A 21,914-nucleotide genomic window follows, 5' to 3' on the forward strand; every position below is an offset into this window, starting at 1 on the left:
ATAACGCTAAGATGACAACCAGGTGACACTTATTTGTCATCTTCTCCCCGCATACTCTACTGATAAACAAGTATCAGGCTATGATACCTTCGAGCTATCAACGCGGGGAGATCCACCATGGACGATCAAGCATCAGATTCATTACCACTATCGTCTACTGATTACACCAGCAGCGACGGCGATATGCCGCTGCGGATCAATCGCACCCCGACCGGTGTTCAAGCGCGTGAAGAGCTGCCTGAAACGGATCTTGACGACACTCAGCTCTACTTTAACCGTGAGCTGTCACATCTACAGTTCAATATCCGCGTGCTGGAGCAGGCCTTAGACGACGCCCACCCGCTGCTCAACCGATTAATGTTCCTGCTGATTTTTTCCTCCAACATGGATGAGTTTTTCGAGATCCGCGTGGCAGGCTTGAAGCACCAAATTGCCCTGGGCGACGATACCACTGCCGCCGACGGCCGGCTGCCCAAAGCAGTGTTGGCGGAGATCTCGCAGCTTGCTCACGCCCAAATTGACCGCCAGTATCAGATACTCAACGACACTTTATTGCCAGCGTTGGAAACCCATGGGCTGCGCTTTCGGCGCCGCGATCAGTGGACTTCCAAGCAAAAAGCCTGGGTGAAGGCCTTTTTCGATAATGAAATTATGCCGGTCATCAGCCCGATAGGGCTTGACCCCTCGCACCCCTTCCCGCGCCTGGTCAATAAAAGCCTTAACTTTATCGTTGAGCTGGAGGGCAAAGATGCCTTTGGGCGCGCCGGAGGGATGGCGATTCTACCCGCGCCGCGTTCGCTGCCGCGCCTGATGGCACTGCCCAAGGAGATTTGCGAGGAGGGTTTTTCTGAGTATGTTTTCCTCTCGTCGATGATCCATGCCCACGCCGAGGAGCTATTTCCCGGCATGAGCGTGCGCGGCTGCTATCAGTTCCGGCTAACCCGCAACGCGGATATGAGCGTTGACCCTGAGGAGGTCTCGGATCTCGCCTCGGCGCTGCGTGGCGAGCTGTTGGCACGCCGCTACGGCAGCGGCGTGCGCCTGGAAGTCGCCGACAGCTGCCCTGATGACTTAATCAACTTTTTACTGCGCCAGTTTGAGCTCGATAACGGCGACCTATATCGCGTTAAAGGGCCGGTCAACTTAACCCGCATGATGTCGGTACTAGGGGACGTAGATCGCCCCGAACTGCTTTATCGGCCGTTCACCCCCAGCATTCCCAAAGCACTCAAAGCAGGCAGCCTGTTTGACGCTATCGCCAAGAACGACATTCTGCTCCATCATCCCTTCCAGTCGTTTACGCCGATTGAAGACCTGCTGCGCGAAGCCGCCCGTGACCCACATGTCCTGGCGGTGAAGCAGACCCTTTACCGCACGGGCGCAGACTCAGCCATTGTTAACGCCCTGGTGGAAGCGGCCAGCCAGGGTAAAGAAGTCACCGTGGTCATTGAGCTGCGTGCGCGCTTTGATGAAGCTGACAACTTACAGCTGGCTTCACGCCTGCAGGAAGCGGGCGCAATTGTTGTCTACGGCATTATGGCCTACAAGACTCATGCCAAAATGCTCCACATTGTGCGCCGCGAGAAAGGTGAGCTGTGCTACTACGCCCACCTGGGCACCGGCAACTATCACGCTAAAACCGCCAAACTGTATACCGACTACAGCCTGCTGACCGCCAACAAAGCGCTATGTGCGGATGTGCATAAGGTGTTTCAACAGTTGTCGGGGATGGGCCGCGCGCGCAAAATCGACACGCTATTGCATGCGCCTTTCACCCTGCATGAGCGCTTGGTGGCAATGATTGACCGGGAAGCGCAGATAGCGCGTAAGGGAAAGCGCGGGCATATCATCATTAAGTGCAACTCGTTAACTGAGCCCAAGCTTATTAAGGCGCTCTACCGTGCCTCCCAGGCAGGGGTTGAGTGCGACTTAATTATTCGCGGCATGTGCTGTTTGAAACCCGGCATACCGGGCGTCTCAGACAACATTCGCGTGCGCTCGATTATTGGCCGTTTGCTGGAACATACTCGGGTCTTTCACTTCCACAATGATGGCAAGTCGGAGACCTGGTGCTCTAGCGCCGACTTTATGTCACGCAATATGTTCCACCGCGTAGAGACCTGCTTTCCGTTACTAGACAAAAAGCTCGCCACCCGGGTGCGCAAGGATCTCGAAACCTACCTGGTGGATAACTGCCAAAGCTGGCTGCTGCAGACCGACGGCAGTTATCAGCTACAAGACCCCGGTGATGCCGACGCGATCAGCGCCCAGGAGACCCTGCTCTACGCTTATGCATCGAAAAGCTAGGTATCTAAGCACCAGAAACCCCGCTGCTTAGCGGGGTTGATTTTGACCTCTAACCATTATGCATAGCGTTGGCGAAGTAACTTGGCCGCTTCCACCATATTGGCCAGCGCTGGCTCTACTTCCGCCCAGTTGCGGGTTTTTAGACCGCAGTCCGGGTTTACCCACAGCCGTTCGGCGGGGATTTTTTCCAGGGCTTTTTCCATCAAATCGACCATCCAGCTCACCTCGGGAATATTGGGGGTGTGGATATCGTAAACCCCAGGGCCGATTTCGTTGGGATAGGCGAAATCCTGAAAGGCATCCAACAGGTGCATATCGGAGCGCGACGTTTCGATGGTGATCACATCGGCATCAAGGGCTGCAATCGCGCCAATGATGTCGTTGAACTCTGAATAACACATATGGGTATGAATCTGGGTGGCATTGGCCACGCCTGCGGCGCTTAGCTGGAAACTTTCCACCGCCCAATCAAGGTACGCCTGCCACTCATGCTGGCGAAGCGGCAGCCCTTCACGCAGCGCCGGTTCGTCGATTTGAATAATCTTGATCCCCGCTTTTTCAAGATCCAGCACCTCATCGCGCAGCGCCAAGGCAATCTGGCGGCAGGTGGTTTCCCGCGGCTGGTCATCGCGTACAAACGACCACTGTAGAATCGTCACCGGCCCGGTCAGCATGCCCTTCATGGGTTTGTCGGTCAGGCTCTGGGCATACTCGCTCCAGCGTACCGTCATCGGCCTAGGGCGCGAAACATCACCAAAAATCACCGGCGGCTTAACACAGCGTGAACCGTAGCTCTGCACCCAGCCAAAGCGGGTAAAGGCAAACCCGTCTAGCTGCTCGCCGAAGTACTCCACCATATCATTGCGCTCGGCTTCGCCGTGTACCGGCACATCGATAGCCAAGGCTTGCTGGCGCGCGACAGCGTAGGCAATTTCGGCCTGCATACGGGCTTCGTAGTCGGCTAGCGACAGCTCACCGGCCTTAAAGGTGCGCCGGGCGGCACGAATATCATCGGTTTGTGGGAAAGAACCAATCGTCGTGGTGGGGAAAAGCGGCAGCTTAAGCGCTCGCCGCTGAGCCACAGCGCGAACAGGATAAGGCGCCTGGCGTTGGCTATCGGCGGCGCTAATCGCCGCCAAACGCTGACTGACCACAGTTTGGTGAATACGTGATGATTCACGCCGGACATCCAGCGCCCGAGTGGCCTGATCCAGGCGCTGCTCGTCGGCGCGCGTGGCGCGGTTATCGATCAAGCGCGCCAGGGTGACCACCTCGTCTAGCTTCTGCCGCGCAAAGGCCAGCCAGCTGATCAGTTCATCGTCAAGCGCCGTCTCCTGGGCCAGATCCACCGGCACATGTAGCAGCGAACAGCTCGGTGCCAGCCAAAGCCGCTGGCCCAGGCGCACCTTTAACGGCAGCAGACGTTCGCGCAAGGCAGCCAAATCGGCCCGCCAGATATTGCGGCCATCAACAAAACCCACCGATAGCACCTGGTGGGGGCCGAGACGGTCAATCACACTCTCGACTTGCTGCGGCGCCCGTACGGCGTCAATGTGCAAACCCGCTACGGGTAGGCGGGTCGCCAGGGAAAGATTATCGCCCAAGCCGCCGAAGTAAGTGGCTAGCAATAGTTTTAGCGGCGCAGACTGAAGACGGTGATAGGCGCGCTCATAGGCCTGCTGCCACGCCAGCGGCAGATCCTGCACCAGCGCTGGCTCATCCAACTGAACCCACTCAATACCTTGGGTGGCGAGCCGCGCTAATATTTCGCCATACACATTAAGTACGCTATCGAGCAGCGTCAGGCGGTCAAAATCACCGCCTTTGGTCTTGCCCAGCCATAGCCAGGTTAGCGGCCCTGTCAGCGTTACTTTTGGGGTAAAACCCGCGCGTAACGCTTCATCCACTTCGTCAAACAGGCGGTTAGAGGCCAGGGTAAAGGTTTGCCCTTCGTGCAGTTCGGGGACGAGGTAGTGGTAGTTGGTATCGAAGTATTTAGTCATTTCACAGGCCGCGGCGGGCTCACCTGTGGGCGCTCTACCGCGGGCCATGCGGAAGACGGTATCCAGGTCGATATTGCCACCCGCCACTTCTGCTTGGGCATTAAAGCGTGCAGGCACCGCGCCCAGCGCCACTGTTACGTTAAGCACTTGATCATAAAAGGCGAAATCGCCCACGCTAACAAAATCCAAGCCTGCATCCTGCTGCGCCTGCCAGTGACGTAAACGCAGCTCACGGCCGGTGCTTTCCAGCTCGCTACGCGTGCACTCGCCCTTCCAGTACGCTTCTGTGGCTTTTTTTAGCTCGCGCTGGGCGCCGATGCGGGGATAGCCGAGAATATGAGAAACTGTCATGATGAACCCTACTAACGTGAATAATTTCACACAGTCTGGGCACCACACCTTAGTGAATCAAACTAAAGTTTCTAATAGTAAAATGAAAAATACTCACGATGATTGAGCCACTATATGATTGAATCACTACATGATTGAGTTACGACATCTACGCACGCTGCTGGCGCTGCGCGAAACCGGCTCTCTGGTCGATGCTGCCGATCGCGTGCATTTGACCCAATCGGCGCTATCGCACCAGCTTAAAGATCTTGAGAGCCGCGTGGACAGCGCGCTGTTTGTGCGTAAAACCCGCCCGGTGGAGTTCACCCGCGCGGGGCTGCGCCTGCTCGCCCTGGCTGACCAAGTACTGCCTGAAGTACGCAAGGCGGAGCGCGATTTAGCGCGTCTTGCAGGCACCGAGCAAGGGCGTTTGCATATGGCCATCGAGTGCCACAGTTGCTTTCAGTGGCTAATGCCCACGGTGGATTATTTTCGTGATCACTGGCCAGAGGTAGAAATCGATATTCCCAGCGGCCACCATTTTGACCCGCTGCCAGCGCTTGCCCGAGAGCAGCTGGATCTGGTCATCACCGCCGACCCCCAGCCCATTGAAGGTATTCACTACGCGCCGCTATTTCGCTATGAAGGGCTATTGGCCGTTGCCCGGCAACACCCTTTTGCAGGTCGGGGCTTTATAGCGCCCCAGGCACTGGCCGAGGAAACCTTGATTACCTACCCTGTTGAGCAGTCGCGTCTGGATATTTTTACCCAATTTTTGCAGCCCGCGAATGTGCGCCCTAAGGAGATCCGCACCGCTGAATTGACGATTATGATGATGCAGCTAGTGGCCAGCGGGCGCGGCGTCTGCGCGCTGCCTAACTGGGCGTTAACCGAGTACTTAGAGCGCGATTACGTCTGTGCGGTGAAACTTGGCGAACATGGGGTATGGAGCACGCTGTATGCGGCGATTCGCGAAGAGACCCGAGAAGCGCCGTGGATGCAGGATTTCTTACGCACTGCGCGGGAGACCTCCTTTGCAGTGCTAACGGGGGTTAAGCCGGCGGATCGCGACGTGGAACCAGCAACGTAAAGCGCGCACCGCCCAAGGTGGGACTGGTATCGATGGTCACGCTGCCGCCGTGCCCGGCCATGATTTTCTGTACAATCGAAAGCCCTAACCCGTAGCCGCCGGAGCTGCGGGCGCGGCTGTCGTCCAATCGGGCAAAAGGCTTGAAGATATCCGCCCGCGCTTCAGGGGGAATACCGGGGCCGTCGTCTTCAACGTCTATACGCACCAGATTGGGTTCATCCCAGAGTTGAATCACCACCTGGGACTTGGCATGACGGCAGGCATTTCCGACTAAATTCTGCACCGCGCGCTGGAGATAGCGCGGCTCCGCCAGGAGCTCGATTTCAGGACTCGGCGCAAGCGCCAGCGCTAAACCTTTATGCAGCGGTGACAGCGTATCAATCACCCGCTCGGCCATAGCCCGACACTCTACTAGCGCCGTTTCAAGCTCGGCGCCGTTCACCGTTTCCCCGCCTAGGCGCGCATAGGTGAGAATTTCATCGACTAATTCATCAAGTTCGGCAATATCCGCATCAATGCCCTGAAGCTGGCGCCGAATGGCGGGCTGGTCAGTCATATCCTCGACCATTTGTACGGCAAAGCGAATACGCGCTACGGGGGTGCGTAATTCGTGGGAAACCGCCCGAATCATTTCTTGCTGACCACGCAGCAGGCTCTGCACCTGATTGGCCATGCCGTTAAACGCCATGCCCAAGCGGCCTAAAAAGTCACCGCTCTCAACTTTCACACGGGTTTCCAGGCGGCCGCTGGCAATCCGCGTGGCGGCCAATTCCAGCCGTGCCATGCGGGCTTCAATGCTGCGCATAATCAAATAGATAATCAGGCTGAGAACAATCATCAGCCCGACAAGGAGAGGCAGATGTAAATTTAGTGGAAGGGTGTCGCCGCGGGAAATAGGCCCTGCTTGCAGCCATTGTGACTCGCCTGGTAACTGCTGGCTTGGCAACTGATAGAGCAGCGTAATTGACAGCTTATCGGAGACTAGCTTAGTGATAACGTTACCGCTGGCCAGCTGGGCCTGCTGCTGCGCTGTTAGCCCCACAGGCATCGACGACAAAAGCTGCAACGGCCAACTCCCTTGGCGTAATTGGGCAATGCGGCCATCCCGCTCTTCCGCGGGCGTTGCCGCAAGCCACTCGCCGAGCAGTTCAATGCTGCCATGCCACTGGTGCTCGCTCCAGTCATCAAGGCGTGCTTGCAGCAGCCAGGTGTCGCTGGGCAGACGCTGTTGCAAGAGCCAGGGGCTTTCGGCGACCAGTATCCGGCCCCGCTCCAGCCGAGACCGCTCAAAATAGCCCAAATCCGCTTCGTTGATGGGCTCTAGAGTCAGTTGCACATCGAGCTGCTCTGAAAAACGCTCAAGCAGGGTATTTCGCTGTTCTAAAGGCGTGGCGGCGAGCTGTTGCGTCATCAGCGACATGGGTAGCGCGGCAAGCTGCTCACGGTAGTCTTCGCGGCGCACCTGTTCGATAAAGGAACGCCCCGCTAGGGCGATGATAAACACCACTAATAGCGCGATACCCAGCAACAGATAGAAGCGTAAAAACGAGCCGTGACTGAGCACTCGCCGCATGATGCTGTCCCTCTGAATGATCAACTGTCCTTGACGAAAAGATAACCTTTACTGCGCACGGTTTTGATCCGGTGAGGCTGATTAGGATCATCGCCAATCTTGGGTCGAATACGCGATACGCGTACATCAATAGAACGGTCTTGGCCGTCGTACTTAATGCCCCTTAGGTCGCTGAATATCTCTTCACGGGTGAGTACTCGACCTGCGTTACGACCCAGCAGCCAAAGTAGGTCGAACTCGGCGCTGGTTAAGTCAATACGTTCACCCGAGAGCCAGGCTTCGCGAGTCGCGTTATCGATCTCCAGATTTTCAAAACGCAGCCGCATTTCACCGTCCGGGGCTGGCCCGTCCGCCCGGCGTAGCAGCGCGCGCATGCGCGCCAGTAACACCCGCGGTTGAACCGGCTTCGGCACATAGTCGTCAGCGCCCATTTCAAGCCCCAAAACCTGATCAAGGTCATCGGTGCGCGCGGTCAGCATCATAATCGGGCCTGCAAAATTAGGTCTAACGCGGCGACAAATCGCTAAACCGTCCTCCCCTGGCAGCATTAAGTCTAAAATCACCAGATCGGGCTGCAGGGTTAAAATGCGGTCGACCCCTTTAGCACCGTCTGCTTCCAGCGTTACTTGAAAGCCGTTCGCTTCCAAGTAATCACGGGTAAGCTCGGCCAGACGCTGGTCATCCTCAATGATCAAAACATGATCCTGATCGGGATAGTCAGGCGTTACAGACTCTTGCGACTCAAGTGCCTGAAATTGCTGTTCCAAATGATCTACCATCCTCTTTATGCACTCCGCTTAGGCTGTTTATTTTCTCACCCGCTCACCCAATATCAACGCAGGCGCCCATGATTGGCACTCAGGATAACTCAAAACCACCAAAACACCCGCTTCTGTCGTTTACAATTGCACGTATTGGCTTGGGCGCGAGGCCGGAAACTTGATTCTTCCTCAAGCGAGGACTAATGTGTAAACGCTAACTGTCGACAATCTGACAGGGGGAGCCTGCCATGGGAAGTAGCAAAACGAAAAGTGTTATAAAACGTGTTTACATTCCAGCCCAAGTGCGCGACCTGCCCAACGGGGAGAAGTTAAAAATCCCAGGGCATTATAAGGCGCCACCCGGGGAAGGAAACGACACCAATGAGTAAGGCATATTAAGCAACTTTTGCTCAAGCATATCAAAAAGGCAGACCATCAGTGGTCTGCCTTTTTTACATGGCCGCTTAGCTCTTCATATCAATGGTACATCCATAAGCTGAACTCACTGCTCAGGAAGGCTCAACACCATCTCACCCGCATGTATTTCAATCGACAATAAATTCAGAAAGCTCATGCCGAGTAGTACGGTGTCGCGTTCCATGCCGGGACTGATTGACCCTTGCACATTTTGCACTTTTAGGCCGCCCAGCGAAACCTCATCAAGTTCAGTTAAGGTACCTTCTACTCGGCCGTTGGCGGTATTGAACCAAGCGCTACGCCCAGGTTCGAGACCTAGCTCGCTTGCCAATTCGGCCGGTATGGCTACATAGGTGGCGCCAGTGTCGAGCAAAAAGGTTACCGGCGTGCCATTGATACGCCCCGGCGACTCAAAATGGCCGGCTCGGTTACGCTTTAAGGTAACCGGTTCCCCCGCAGGCAGCGTATGCACAATATTCGCATTAGGGCGCATCATCTCTTCCAAACCACCGTGAATCCACCAAGTGCCCACTGCCATTAATAGTACCCAAAACAGCAGCATCATAACGATGCCGCCACGCTGAGTTGTTCGACTTGCCATGTGCGTTGCCATACTTCACCTCACTGAAGTCAGGGCGCCCTTTCAAGCCTTATGGTTGTTGATAGGGCTGGCTTCCCAGGCGAGCGCAGCCTCCCGGCCACGGCGCTCGTTGACCCTGGCGCAAATCAGCATCGCGATAACGAACAGGGCAACACATAATAGAATAGACGCTTGCAAGCCAATCAGCGTTTGCAGGACACCCAACATGACGATGCCCAACACCCCCGCTAACTTATTAGCCAACCCCCAGAATCCAAAAAACTCGGCTGATTTAGCCAAGGGTGAAAATAGCCCCACCAGCGCCCTGCTTGCCGATTGGCTAGAACCTAGGCTAAGCCCAGCAAGGCAGCCGACCACCAGAAATACGTACTGAGATTGCCACTGCAGGTCAAAATCCCCATTAACCCACTGAGTCACCTCAGGCGTTGCCCAAATAGCAATAATCGCCAGTACCCATAGCGCCAAGGTCATTTGGTACGTGCGTTTGGCGCCGAGCTGATCCTGTATCCAGCCAAACCCCAGAGCGCCTGCCGCGGCGGTAACTTGAACAATAATAAACATGATATTGCGCACGCTTTCATCCCAACCAATCACTTGAGCACCATAAATAAAGGCGAACGCGATAATGATGTAGACACCGGCCATCGAGAACAGCAGCGATATCAAAAACACGGTCAAGTCTTTAAAATGGCGCAACTCGTGAAAAGTGGCGGTGACGCGATTCAGAGCAATATGCCGATAAGAAACGCCGCGAGGCTGGGGCGTACCGCGCTCTTTTAGCCATAAAAACGTAGGAATAGCGGTAATTAGAAAAAAGCCGGCGGCAAAAGGCCCCACCCAACGGATGCGTTCAAAGTTGTCCGCACTGGCCTCGCCTAGCACCACTAGCGTGAACCCCGCCGCAAACAACCCGCCGATGTAGCCTAACGCCCAACCAAAACCGGAAATTTTGCCCAACGATTGCGGTGGTCCAAGCTCGGGTAAAAAAGAGGCGATAAACGACTCCCCCATGGAGTAAGCGTAGTTGGACAGCACAATCAATAGCAGTCCGACGATAACGTAACCCGGTTCAACGAAGTAAAGCATCGCCGTGGTGACGACGGTGGCTAAATAGCTAATCAGTAAAAAGCGCTTTTTCTCTGCCCGGTAATCCATCACGGCGCCGCATAGCGGCGCCGTGATAACCACCATCAGATAGCTAATCGCCAGGGCCAAGCTCCATAGAAAGTTGGCAAGCCGGAAGTTATCGCCGCGATCCCCCACAATAACGGTGGTAAATAGCTCACCAAATACCACGGTAATAATCAGCAGCGTGTAGGCCTGGTTGGCAAAATCAAACATCGCCCAGCCAAATATTTCTCGACGCGACGCGTAGCCATCCGTCGCCTTAGCAGAGTTAGCAGACAGCATTAGTTTTCTCTCACAGGGGAAGCTGTAAGCCTAACAGGAGGAACCAGGAAGACGCCACGGCTTGCGTTGGTAGATTAGAGGTGACAGCCGACCAGCGTTGCTCTAAGTTTGGTTGATTGATAAATAATAGGGATAAACTGCGATGGAGTTAGCCCAGCCATCTCCACAGCGATTATATCGACCACTATTAAATAGGTTGATGGTAGTGCTATGTCTCTGGCTGGCAAACGCCGCAAACGTACAGGCTGATGCGTCCGGCACCTTGACAACATTAACCTTTATTACGGAAGAGTACCCGCCCTATAACTATATCGATAATCAGCAATTAACCGGTATATCAATTGATTTATTGGACGCTATTTTTGCGGCTACCCAAACGCCCCTCAACCGCCATGACATCCGCTACTACCCCTGGATTCGCGGCTATGAGCTGGCACTCACTCAGCCGAATACGGTGCTGTTCTCAACCACTCGCACCCCAGCCCGAGAGGCCAACTTTCACTGGGTAGGGCCGATTGCTCAAGATCGGGTCGTACTGCTTGCCCATCGCGATGCACCGGTGACGATTGAGTCTTTATCACAGGCGATTGAACGCGGTCTGAGCGTCGCGGTCATTCGGGAAGATATTGGCGCCCAGGCGCTATTAGAAGCGGGTTACCCTGAACGCTTACTCGTACCGGCCATTGATAACCGTAGCGCACTCAACATGCTAACCCGCGGGCGCGTTGATTTATGGGCTTACAGTGAAGATGTGGCTGTCTGGATAGCTGAGTCGGAAGGTTATCCTAAAGATGAGTTAATCCCGATACACACTCTCAGTGAATCTTCGCTATACTTTGCCATAAACCAAGCCACCGACCATCGCTTGGTAACGCTGATGCAGCAGGCATTAGACAGGGTGATAGCGGAACAGCCCCAGAGGTAGTTGACGATGGCTAATGACGTTACTCGCCGATGGCGATACCGCATGGGCGTTGCTCTGCTCACCACGCTCGGCAGCTACAGTATGTCACTCCACTCGATGCCGCTAGCGGCTACAACAGAAGCACTACCGCTCACTATTAACACGGAAGAGTACCCGCCGTTCAACTATACGGACGACCAAGGGCAAATTATCGGCAGTGCAACGTTGCTGCTACGTAACGCGCTACGCCAAGCTGACATTGAGGCTTATTTTCGGCTACGGCCTTGGGCGCGCGCTTACACCGAAGCACGCTTACGCGATAATCACTGCGTCTACTCTACGACCCGCACCCAGGAGCGTGAAGCGCTGTTTCACTGGGTAGGGCCGCTGGTGGTTAATGAGTGGGCAGCATTTAGTTTAGCGGAACGCGGGCTCAGCATTGCATCGCTTTCAGAGCTACACGCTTGGCGGGTGGGCAGTTTTCGCGAAGATGCCGTAGGTGATTACGTTGCTTCTCGCGGCATTAATGTGCTCCTGGCTCCCTCGGAGCGAGAAAATATCGCGCGTTTAAAGGCGGGCCTGCTAGATGTGATCGTGACAGGTAAAGCAACCGGTGAATTTATGGCACAAGAACAGGATATCGCGTTAGCGCATTTGTTTACCTTTTACCGTGCGCCCCTCTATCTCGCCTGCCACCCTAGCGTGCCTGAAGCGCTGCTGGCGAGACTGCAAACGCAGCTGGATACCCTGCACCGCAATGCGCAGGAGGAGAGCCAGTGATCAGCCCTCGCCCACGATTTTCTCTCTCAGCCCCCGACCCTAAAAAAGGCAGCCTGACCACCAAGCAAGCACTACTCACACTGCTGATCGCTATGCTCATTAGTAGCGTAGCGGGCAGTGTCGAACTTATCAGTCACGCCACGCAAATGCGTCAAGAAACCGAACAACGCATCACCCAGCAGTTGACGATCGTCAACGGTGCCGCCGCAGAAGCCGCCTTCCAGCTTAACCCCGACCTTGCCCACCAAATCGCCTATGGGCTATTTAATGATAATGAGGTCGCATGGGTGTCGATTCGTGATGATTTTGGCCGCGCGTTGGCTGAATTTGATCGGCCCAAACAGGCTGATTCAACCTGGCTCAGCCAGTATTTATTTGGCGATATACTGCATTATCGAACCTCCCTCGCTTATTACATGGGCAGCGATATGCCGGAAGCGGTCGTTGGCGAAATTGAACTGGTGCTGGCGGAAGGCTACTTAACCCAACAGTTTTTAGCGCGTATTTATACGTTGGTCGGGGTGAGTATTTTGGAGGCGTTTATTTTAAGCCTTGTAATCATCACCTTTTTCCACTTTTTCATTACCCGGCCGCTGCTCAAAGTACACGCAGCGATTGCCCAAACCGACCCCACCCAACCTGGAAAATGGCTCAAGCCAGTGTTGAAAGGCCATCAGCATGATGAATTGGGTCATCTGGTGGATAGTTTGGATCATTTACTTAAAGCGTTTCAGCAGGGCTTGGAGCAGCGTGACCAGCTTCATCATCTCTCAAATATGGATGGCTTAACCGGCGTGGCGAACCGCCGCCAATTTGATGACTTTTATCAGCGCCACTGGCACTTGGCACAGCAAGCGCAGCAGTCGCTCTCAGTGATTTTTATCGATATCGATAACTTTAAAGAGTTTAACGATCACTATGGCCATGCCATGGGGGACGATACGCTACGCGCGGTGGCTAATGCGCTCAATCTGTGTATCGACCCCGCCAGGGATTTACTCGCCCGCTACGGCGGCGAAGAGTTTGTCTGTGTACTGCCGGGCCAAGATCATGAGGACGCCGTCAGCATTGCCAACTGCTTGCGCGAAGCCGTGTTGTCGCTGGCCATTCCCCATGCTTTCTCCAGCACCCACTCAGACCTCACTGTCAGCATGGGGGTGGCTAGCATGTCGCCCGATTTTTTGATTAGCGCTGAAGCGCTGATTGAACGCGCCGACCAGCACCTATACCGCGCCAAACGCCTGGGCCGAAACCGTGTCGAGACACGCAAACGCCCGGCATAAAGCCGGGCGTTAAGCACCAATATTACGAAGAGCAGGCGTTTTAGAGTAGCCAGTGCGCAGCCACGGCAGCCAGACCAATGACCATTGCCGTAAGTACAGCCACGGTGACTACCCGATCAAGCCAGCGATCAACGGCAATCCCCTTGGACTGCCTACGCGTCGCGCCATGGCGCCCTTGCCGCGCCATTAGCATATTCGCTTCATGTGTCACTGCTCCCGAATTACCCCGCCCCGCAACCGCAGGCTTGGTTACTTTTTATTAGTGCTGATGAGTGATGCTAACTATTAATGCGCCGGTTGACCACACTCGGTGCACGGCGCAGGCGTTCTTCCTCACCTAACAGCTCGGCTTCAAAAGCGTCGGCGCCCACCGGCGTTTCGCCATGGCGACGATAAAGCTGGGTCAGCATGGCTTTGCGGTCTGCGCGTAGCTCCTGGACTAACACAAACACCATCATATACAGGATAAAGGTGAACGGCAGTGCCGACAGTACCGATGCCGACTGCAGCCCCGTTAAACCTCCCGAAGCAATCAACGTCAGGCAAATGGCAGCAATCAGCACCCCCCAAATGACGCGCTTATACAGCGGCGGATTGATAGAACCATTATCGGTCATTTGCGCCACGATATACGAAGCCGAGTCAGCCGAAGTCACCAGGAAAATAAAGATCAGCAGCATCGCTACAACCGACAGCACGCCCGTAAAAGGCATCAGCTCAAACATTTCAAATAGCGCGACGGTGATATTATTCTGAGTCGCGGCAGCCAGCCCCACGTCGGTGCCATTCAACTCCATATGCAGCGCCGCGCCACCGAACACGCCGATCCATAAACAGGCTAACAGCGGCGGTACAAACAGCACCCCAAACACATACTCTTTGATGGTACGGCCACGGGATACCCGGGCAATAAAGGTGCCGACAAAAGGTGACCAAGCAATGACCCAGGCCCAGTAGAAAATTGTCCAAGTGCTCGCCCACTCATTATCACTATAGGGCGAAATGCGCAGGCTCATACCAATAAAGTTTTGCAGGTAGTCACCAATGCCCACCGTGATGGTTTCGAGTATTGCCACGGTTGGGCCAGTAAACAGCACATACAGCATCAACCCGATACATAAAATCATATTGAGATTAGAGAGGCGTTTAATGCCTTTATCCAAGCCCGACCAAGTCGATGCCATATAGGCGCAGAACATCACGAAAAGAATCACAAACTGCCAAAAACCGTTCTCCGGCAGACCAAAAACGGCGTTCAAACCACCGTTCATCTGCAGCACACCCAAGCCCAACGAGGTAGCAACGCCCATCACCGTGGCGACTACCGCAAACACGTCCAACCAGGAAGCATAGGGGCGAATTTTAGGATTCTTAGCCGTTATTGATGACAGCACTGATGAGACCAACCCCGCCTGCCCCTTGCGAAACTGAAAGTAGGCGATGATCAAACCAACGATCGAGAAGGCCGCCCACTGGTGTATCCCCCAGTTAAAGTAGCTGTATTGAATCGCGTAGCGAGCCGCCGCCTCGGTTTCAGCGGTTCTGTCACCATAAGGCGGCTCGATAAAGTGGAACATGGGCTCCGCCATGCCGTAGAACACCAGCCCAACACCAAAGCCTGCGGCCAGCAGCATGCTGATCCACGAGAAAAACGTGTAGTTGGGCCGGCTATCCTGGGGGCCTAAGCGCACTTTTCCGTACTTGCTCAGCGCTAGTCCAAACAGAAAAATCACAAAACCAAAAACTGAAAATAGATAAAACCACCCGAACAGCCCAGTAATCGTGGTCAGCGCTCCCTCTGCCGCGTTGGCAAACCCTTCTGGAAATGACGCTCCAACAATTACCAAGCCAAAGATAATCACCACCGATGCGATGAATACCGACTTGCCTCCATGATTAGCCATATAACCTTCCTGTTAGATGAGCTCTATTTAGGTAAGCGCAGCGTATTAAGCGCATGCTTGTACAACAAAACTTGCCTTGTACAGCTTAATGGTAACAGTTGAAAAACCTCATCGCACTGTCATAGAAACTGCACTTAAAAAACTGTACCTAAAAACTGCACACAGAACCTGTACGTAAAAAGTGGCGCCTAGATAATAGTTTTGCTCCTCTCTCCCCTTACAGCCACACAGTGAACTTGCTAGAGCAACTGTGTTCCAATGGGTGCGAATAACCGATGGAGGCTCTTATGCCACAGATGAATCGCGATCAACGCAACGCTGCATGGCAAGCGGCTAACCAATGGCGTGCCCGTGCTGCGCAAACCCAACCTACTGGCTTGGCGGGTAGCTTAAAGCTGCTATTCACATGGCTAGCGTTTGGCGCGTTAATGATAGTTGGTGTAGTACTCGGCCTGTTTTTCTTACTAATTGGCTGGGCAATGATGCCGTTTCTGCGCCATAAAATGAAAAAACGTATGGATCAAATGCGTGCTCAGCAGGCGCAAGATATCGGTGGCGGCTACTCCCACGAGCCCACGTCGGCGAACAACCGTCCAGGTCATCAGGACGTGCTAGAAGGTAGTTACGAAGTTAAAGATGAACGCTAATTGCGCAGTTAGTTACTTTTTTGCGCTACCGATGAAAGTTAGAGGGGCGCATACACCCAAGTAAATGCTGCCGCCAAGGTGAGCGGCATCACCACCAAACTCCCCAGGTTTCCAATCAGTACCAGCGAAGCGACCTTTTGTGGCGCCAGCTGGTACTGCTCTGCGACCAAATAAGTCAACACCGCAGGGGGCAACGCTGCAAACACCAGCAGTACCGCCATCTGCAGCGCATTAAGCGGCAGTAGCCACATCAACGGCAAGGCAATCACTAATCCGGAAAGCGGGCAAAGCACCGCCCCCAACATGCCGGTACGCCAATCGCTAAAGTCGATTTCCAGCAGCCGAACCCCCAGTGCAAACAGCATTAGCGGAATACAGACTCCGCCCAGCATATGCATCGCCTCCAGCAGCCAGCCAGGCAGCGGTAGTCCACTGATATTCACCGCTAAGCCCGCCAAACTCGCGAGTACAATTGGCATGCGCAGCATTCGCCACAGCGAGGTGCGCGGGTTAAGCATGTAAAGCCCTACCGAAAAGTGCAGCAGCATTTCAACGATAAAGACTACCACCGCTGCGGGCAGCGCTTCGGCACCAAATGCCAGCACCAGCAGCGGCACGCCCATATTACCGGCGTTGTTAAACATCATCGGCGGAAGGAAGATTTTGCTATCCAGCTTTAGCCACTTGACGAGCGGCCACAGCACAACCCCCGAGCCAAGCACTACCGCAATGGCCGCCGTAGCAAGCCAAGCATATTCTGCCAACGGCGCTTGACGGTCGGCCAACACGGCAAATACCAATAGCGGAACAAACAGCTCCATATTGAGCGTATTGAGACTGCGAATATCCGGCGTACGGTAGCGCCCATAGGCAGCACCACACCCCGCGATTAAAAACACCGGCAGTAAGGTGGCCAGAATATGTCCAATCATGCGAGCCGCCCCGCCTTGCTCCTTGGCATCACTGTCACTTCCTGATTAGTCTGGCGAAATACGTTTGACTAGGTGTTATTAGCCGCTGATGGCTCAAGAAAGCGCTGCCATAACGCCGTGACGATATCGCGATGGGCACGGAACTCTTCACCATCGCTGAGCGCTTTTTCACCGGTGAGCGCCGCTCGATGGGTAGCACTACGATACGCCAAATACGCCTCGCGAAGGCGCTCCGCCTCTTCAGCAGGTAAGTGACCACTCTCGGTAAGACTCTCTAAAATACGGATATTATCGCTGTAGGTAAGCAACTCAGGCGTTTGGTGAGCAAGTGCTAACACCGCGTATTGGCAGAGAAACTCAATATCGACCATCCCGCCCGCATCCTGTTTGACGTTGAAGGTCTGGCTGGTGATTTTACTGCCCAGGTGGTCGCGCATTTTATGACGCATATTGACCACCTCATCGCGCAACATGGCTTTATCACGCTCAGCGCCCAGGATATCGCCCCGCAACTGGCTGAACTTTTCCGCTAGCACATCGCTACCCGCCACCACTCGGGCGCGCACCAGTGCCTGATGCTCCCAGGTCCAGGCATTTTGACGCTGATACTCAGCGAAAGCTTTAAGTGAGGTGACCAATAGCCCTGAATTTCCCGATGGCCGCAGGCGCATATCCACTTCATAAAGTGTGCCGGTGGGTGTTACCGCAGTAAGCAGGTGAATAATGCGCTGACCCAGGCGGGTAAAGAACACCGCTGTATCAATAGGCCTTGGGCCGTCAGTCGTGCCCTGCCCATCGCTATCGTGAAGGAACACTAGGTCTAGATCTGAGCTGTAGCCCAGCTCAATGCCCCCCAGCTTGCCGTAGCCGACAATCAGAAACTCAGCCTCGCGAGCGTTCAGCCCCTCAGGAACGCCATGCTTGCGAGTAATATGCTTCCACGCCATGGCCAATACTGCATCGAGAATGACTTCGGCGATAAAGGTTAAGTAATCACTTACTTTCATCAAGTGCCGAGTACCCACGATATCCGACGCCGCTACGTGTAGCGTCTGCGCGTGTTTAAAAACGCGCAGCGCCTCTAGCTGGGCCTCTTCATCATCCTCTGGCAGACGATTGAGCGTTTGGCGCAGTTCATCGGCAAGGCGCGCTTTATCGGCGGGGGTATACAGCGTTTCCGGGGTCAGCAGCTCGTCGAGCAGAATGGGATAACGCGACAGCTGCTCGGCTATCCATGGGCTGGCCGCACACAGGCGCATCAGGTGTTCTAGTGCCTGGGGATTTTCGCGCAGCAGGGCGAGATAAGCTGTACGTCGGAGCACAGCCTCAATCAGCGGTTGCACCCTTACAAGCGCTGTATCCGGCGCCTCATTGTCCGCCAAGGCGTCTAGCAACAGCGGCATCAACGCGTCCAGGCGCTCAAAGCCAATTCGCTGCATGCTTTGCACTTGCCGAGAGTGGTAAAGACTCTGCAGCCGCTTCAAGGCTTTTTCAGGCGCATTAAAACCCGCCTCGGCAAGGTGCGCTGTAGCCTCCTCCGCCTCTAACTCACCGCGCCAAATAAGCCGCCACTGGGCCAAGCCAAGCTGGCTATCATCATTGGCCTCGTCGACGTCCTCTTCAGGGTCGGCAATCACTGCGTCAAAGTGCTGGCGCACCCGATCGCGTACTTCGTCAAGCTGGGCAACCAGCCCCGGCCAGTCTTCATGGTTCATGGCGAAGGCGACCCGTTCACGATCGCTATCATCACTGGGTAGGGTTTGTGTCTGGCGATCCTCCAGCGCTTGGAGCGCGTGCTCCACATCGCGTAAAAAGGCATAATCCGGCAGCAGCTCATCAACCACTTCTTGCGGTAACAGGCCTAGCTCGGGCAAGCGATTAAGCGCCGTTTTCAGCGATGTCACCTGCAGCTCCGTATCGCGGCCGCCGCGGATCAGTTGGAACGCCTGTACCACGAACTCAACCTCACGAATGCCGCCGGGGCCAAGCTTAATATTGCTCTGCATACCTTTGCGCTTTACTTCGCGGTTGATCATCGCTTTCAGTTCACGCAGCGACTCAATGGCGCCAAAATCGAGATACTTGCGATATACAAAGGGGCGCAGCCCGGCCAATAGTTCGTCGCCCGCATCGAGATCCCCCGCCACCGGGCGCGCTTTCAGCATCGCGTAGCGCTCCCACTCTCGGCCCTGATCCTGGTAGTAGCTGGAGAGCATGGCAAAACTGCCCACCAGCGGCCCTCCGTCACCCAAAGGCCGCAAGCGCATATCAACACGGAAGGCAAAGCCGTCGGCGGTCATGGCGTCTAGAGCGGCGATCAGCTTTTGCCCCAACTTAGTGAAGTACTCCTGGTGCTCTAATGGCTTACGCCCACCTTGGGTTTCACCTTTTTCGGGAAAGGCAAAGATCAGATCGATATCGGAGGAGAGATTTAGCTCTCCCGCCCCCAGCTTGCCCATGCCCAAAATTACCAGACGCTGAGGCGAGCCATCTTTGCGCGGGGCAGGTAAGCCCCAACGCGGCGCGTAAAACTGCTCAAGCCAGGTTAAAGCAGCTTCTAAACATATTTCGGCAAGTTCTGAAACTGCCTTAGCGGTATCCCACATGCTATGGCCGGAAGCACGGTTAAGATCACGCCAAACAATACCCAGCATGCGCTTACGGCGAAAACGGCGAATCGCCCGCTGCATGGCAGCGTCATCTTCGGCGCTTTCCAGCGACTCATTCAGCCAACTGGCCAGCTCATCGCGCCCTGGGTTTGCGTCCAATTCACCGACGATGTCCAGTTCAGCTAGCCAATGGGGGTGGCGCACTAAGGTATCCAGCGCAAAGGTCGAAATAGCCAGCACTCTCGCCAGGGCTTCGCGGCGCGGCTCAGATAACCCCTGCCAGCTACTGGAAGGCAACTCCTGCTTGGTCATCTCGGCGACATTATCGGCTTGGACAAGCGCATCGCTTAGCCGCTGCCAAGCAGATTGGGTGATTTTTTGTAACGACGCTGGCAGCGTCGACAACGGTAAAAAATCGTCGTTCACTTGCATATCTACCTCGCTGCCATGCGCGTTAAAAATAAATGGTTTGAAAATAAGCTTAGCTAAAGAACTTTTCCCAGCCTAATAGTCCCCAGGTAAGACCGGCCATAATCAGCGACAGCATTACCGCCGCAGAACCAATATCCTTGGCCCGCCCAGAAAGCTCATGATGCTCAGTGCCGATCCGATCCACCACGTTTTCAATTGCACTATTAAGCAGCTCCACTATCAGCACAAAAAACAGGCTACCCACCAGCAGTAACCAACTGATGGGGCCTTCGCCAATCCACCAAGCAAGTGGCAGCAACACCACCGTAATGCCCACCTCTTGGCGGAAAGCCGCTTCGTTTCTGAACGCTGCTTTTAAGCCTTTCCACGAATAACGCGTGGAGTGAACCAAATGTGTTAAACCGGTATGCCCAGGTTTCATGCAGATCGCCTCACCTTGTGAGCGTAGAGTTGGATTAGTTGGCTAATATCATTGCTTCAAGATCCAGTGACAACGGATCCAGCACCTCAGACCAGCTTAAATAAGGTGTACTGCTGTTACCATTGACCATGACGCTAAACACCCCCCAGCGCCCTTGCGCGGTGCGAAAATAACCCGCCGCGGCGCGCACGGCAAAGGGTTGGTTAAGCGTGCCCGTTTTGATCATGACATTGTTTTGAAACGTGGGGGAGCCTCGCCGAATAAAGCGCATTACGCCGTTAGCGGGTGACTGAAAGGCCGCTACAAAGCTTGGAAACAGACTGCTTTGACGAAACATGTCTTCCAGCATCACGTTAACACCCTGAGCCGAAGTACGGTTCTCAGTGGTTAGTCCGCTACCACTATACAGGGTTAACGGCCCATGCCCTGGCAGGCTCTGGGCATAATTCTCTATGGCCTGACCTGCTTGACGTAGTTGCGCCTGGGGTATCTCGACGAGATCTAGCGCCAGCACATCGGCCATGTAGTTATTGGAGTAGTTCATGATGCGCAGCAATAGCTCTTGCAATGGCTGGCTGTCCACCGCGGCCAGACGCTGGGCGTTGCTGGGCGGCTGAGACGAGCTGACGCGCCACGGTTCGCGCACCTGAATACCTGCCTGATTCAACATGCCCATCAACACTTGCGCGGTGGTTTCGGCGGCATCGCCAGCGCCACGGTAGACATCACGGGCAGTGGCGTTGGTGGAAATTTGGCCGGTCAAGCGCATCACATCGCCACGCTCATCGGTGATACGCTCAGCGCTAATTTCAGTACCACTATTCGCCGGGCGAGTGACCACTTGGTTATCGATGGTGAGCAGCGATGTCTGACTATCGCACAGTCCCACCTGGGCAGGCGCCCCTGCGCTAGCGGCAGGGGCGACATTGACACACCAACTGCCGAAGTTAACGCCAGCCGAAGAGAGCGGCGCGCTATACGCATTGGCGACCCGATTGAGCGCATTGCAGCGGTCAGTGGTAATGCAGTCCACCGCCCCAAAGCGCCACTGGCTAACCACCAAAGCGCCATCTACCTCACGCACCCCGGCTAAGTGCAAACGCTGCACCAAGCGCCACAGGTTTTCAGTGGTGAGGCCTGGATCCCCTCCGCCCTCAAACACCAAATCGCCGCGCAGCACGCCATTATCGACGCTAGCTGAGCTGACCAGTTGGCTGGTAAAGCGGTGCTGGGGGCCAAAACGGTTCAACGCCGCCGCGGATAGATAGGCTTTAGTGACCGAGGCTGGCGACAGCTGGCGATCCGGGGTGATGCTGCCTAATAACGCATTGGCGCCTGCGTTAGCATCCAACAGGCGGGCTTCGGCGCTAATCGAAAAGCCTTTATTTTGCAGCTGTCCCAGACGACTAAAATCAGCGAACAAACTGGAACTGGCGCACAGCGCCAGCGTGGCAAAACCGGTTACCAGCGACCAGCGCCGCATACGGTTACTAGCAAAACGACCCATACG

The 21,914-nt window shown here is 55.0% G+C and carries 17 protein-coding genes; 6 read left to right on the forward strand and 11 right to left on the reverse strand.

Translation table 11 applies throughout. The annotated features are described in order from the left end of the window. The first annotated feature begins 117 nt into the window (after nt 1–117). Nucleotides 118–2,307 (forward strand): polyphosphate kinase 1, encoded by a 2,190-nt coding sequence (gene ppk1, locus J7J49_RS10375; RefSeq protein WP_064234132.1) that lies wholly within the window; start codon nt 118–120, stop codon nt 2,305–2,307. 56 nt (nt 2,308–2,363) lie between these two features. On the opposite strand, the gene metE is transcribed toward ppk1, so the two are convergent. Beyond that, on the reverse strand, nt 2,364–4,661 hold the full coding sequence (metE, locus tag J7J49_RS10380) for a 5-methyltetrahydropteroyltriglutamate--homocysteine S-methyltransferase (RefSeq protein ID WP_215092310.1): 2,298 nt from the start codon (nt 4,659–4,661) through the stop codon (nt 2,364–2,366). Nucleotides 4,662–4,791: 130 nt separating this feature from the next. On the opposite strand from metE, the gene J7J49_RS10385 reads away from it, so the two are divergent. Next, entirely contained in the window at nt 4,792–5,730 is a 939-nt protein-coding gene (locus J7J49_RS10385; protein ID WP_215092312.1) for a LysR family transcriptional regulator, read from the forward strand. Here the strand turns inward: J7J49_RS10385 and J7J49_RS10390 are convergent. From J7J49_RS10390 to J7J49_RS10405, 4 genes are all read right to left on the reverse strand, one after another. Continuing rightward, on the reverse strand, nt 5,693–7,303 hold the full coding sequence (locus tag J7J49_RS10390) for an ATP-binding protein (RefSeq protein ID WP_215092314.1): 1,611 nt from the start codon (nt 7,301–7,303) through the stop codon (nt 5,693–5,695). The two genes, J7J49_RS10385 and J7J49_RS10390, sit on opposite strands and share 38 nt — an antisense overlap. A gap of 20 nt (nt 7,304–7,323) precedes the next feature. Further along, the gene (locus J7J49_RS10395; RefSeq protein WP_064234128.1) at nt 7,324–8,082 is read right to left on the reverse strand and encodes a winged helix-turn-helix domain-containing protein; all 759 of its coding nucleotides are present in this window, start codon (nt 8,080–8,082) and stop codon (nt 7,324–7,326) included. A gap of 484 nt (nt 8,083–8,566) precedes the next feature. Next, nucleotides 8,567–9,082, reverse strand: coding sequence for a retropepsin-like aspartic protease family protein (locus J7J49_RS10400; protein ID WP_064234438.1), 516 nt, complete (start codon nt 9,080–9,082; stop codon nt 8,567–8,569). A gap of 42 nt (nt 9,083–9,124) precedes the next feature. Continuing rightward, a complete protein-coding gene (locus J7J49_RS10405; protein ID WP_215092324.1) occupies nt 9,125–10,492 on the reverse strand; it encodes an MFS transporter in 1,368 nt (455 codons plus the stop codon). Nucleotides 10,493–10,754: 262 nt separating this feature from the next. On the opposite strand from J7J49_RS10405, the gene J7J49_RS10410 reads away from it, so the two are divergent. The 3 genes from J7J49_RS10410 to J7J49_RS10420 are packed head-to-tail and all read left to right on the forward strand — an operon-like array spanning nt 10,755 to nt 13,459. After that, a complete protein-coding gene (locus J7J49_RS10410; protein ID WP_240488192.1) occupies nt 10,755–11,417 on the forward strand; it encodes a substrate-binding periplasmic protein in 663 nt (220 codons plus the stop codon). Nucleotides 11,418–11,423: 6 nt separating this feature from the next. Further along, nucleotides 11,424–12,176 (forward strand): substrate-binding periplasmic protein, encoded by a 753-nt coding sequence (locus J7J49_RS10415; protein ID WP_240488191.1) that lies wholly within the window; start codon nt 11,424–11,426, stop codon nt 12,174–12,176. Further along, a complete protein-coding gene (locus J7J49_RS10420) occupies nt 12,173–13,459 on the forward strand; it encodes a GGDEF domain-containing protein (protein WP_064234126.1) in 1,287 nt (428 codons plus the stop codon). Before J7J49_RS10415 ends, J7J49_RS10420 begins: the two co-directional genes overlap by 4 nt. Before the next feature lie 40 nt (nt 13,460–13,499). Here J7J49_RS10420 and J7J49_RS10425 read toward each other — a convergent pair whose 3' ends face one another. Next, the gene (locus J7J49_RS10425) at nt 13,500–13,646 is read right to left on the reverse strand and encodes a hypothetical protein (RefSeq protein WP_165603369.1); all 147 of its coding nucleotides are present in this window, start codon (nt 13,644–13,646) and stop codon (nt 13,500–13,502) included. Between the two features lie 91 nt (nt 13,647–13,737). Continuing rightward, nucleotides 13,738–15,363: a BCCT family transporter gene (locus tag J7J49_RS10430; protein ID WP_064234125.1), complete on the reverse strand. Its 1,626-nt coding sequence runs from the start codon at nt 15,361–15,363 to the stop codon at nt 13,738–13,740. Between the two features lie 287 nt (nt 15,364–15,650). Between J7J49_RS10430 and J7J49_RS10435 the strand changes: the two genes are divergently transcribed. Further along, nucleotides 15,651–16,010: a hypothetical protein gene (locus tag J7J49_RS10435; protein ID WP_064234124.1), complete on the forward strand. Its 360-nt coding sequence runs from the start codon at nt 15,651–15,653 to the stop codon at nt 16,008–16,010. 38 nt (nt 16,011–16,048) lie between these two features. Here J7J49_RS10435 and J7J49_RS10440 read toward each other — a convergent pair whose 3' ends face one another. The 4 genes from J7J49_RS10440 to dacB form a co-directional block, all read right to left on the reverse strand. Continuing rightward, entirely contained in the window at nt 16,049–16,942 is an 894-nt protein-coding gene (locus J7J49_RS10440) for an AEC family transporter (protein ID WP_064234123.1), read from the reverse strand. A 68-nt stretch (nt 16,943–17,010) separates the two neighbouring features. Continuing rightward, nucleotides 17,011–19,983, reverse strand: a complete 2,973-nt coding sequence (glnE, locus tag J7J49_RS10445) for a bifunctional [glutamate--ammonia ligase]-adenylyl-L-tyrosine phosphorylase/[glutamate--ammonia-ligase] adenylyltransferase (protein WP_064234122.1) — start codon at nt 19,981–19,983, stop codon at nt 17,011–17,013. Between the two features lie 49 nt (nt 19,984–20,032). Then, the gene (locus tag J7J49_RS10450; protein ID WP_022522083.1) at nt 20,033–20,404 is read right to left on the reverse strand and encodes a diacylglycerol kinase; all 372 of its coding nucleotides are present in this window, start codon (nt 20,402–20,404) and stop codon (nt 20,033–20,035) included. A 34-nt stretch (nt 20,405–20,438) separates the two neighbouring features. Then, nucleotides 20,439–21,911: a D-alanyl-D-alanine carboxypeptidase/D-alanyl-D-alanine endopeptidase gene (dacB, locus tag J7J49_RS10455; protein ID WP_064234121.1), complete on the reverse strand. Its 1,473-nt coding sequence runs from the start codon at nt 21,909–21,911 to the stop codon at nt 20,439–20,441. Nucleotides 21,912–21,914 lie beyond the last annotated feature (3 nt).

The organism is Halomonas sp. ISL-56 (assembly GCF_018612805.1).
In the GTDB taxonomy this organism is placed as follows: domain Bacteria; phylum Pseudomonadota; class Gammaproteobacteria; order Pseudomonadales; family Halomonadaceae; genus Vreelandella.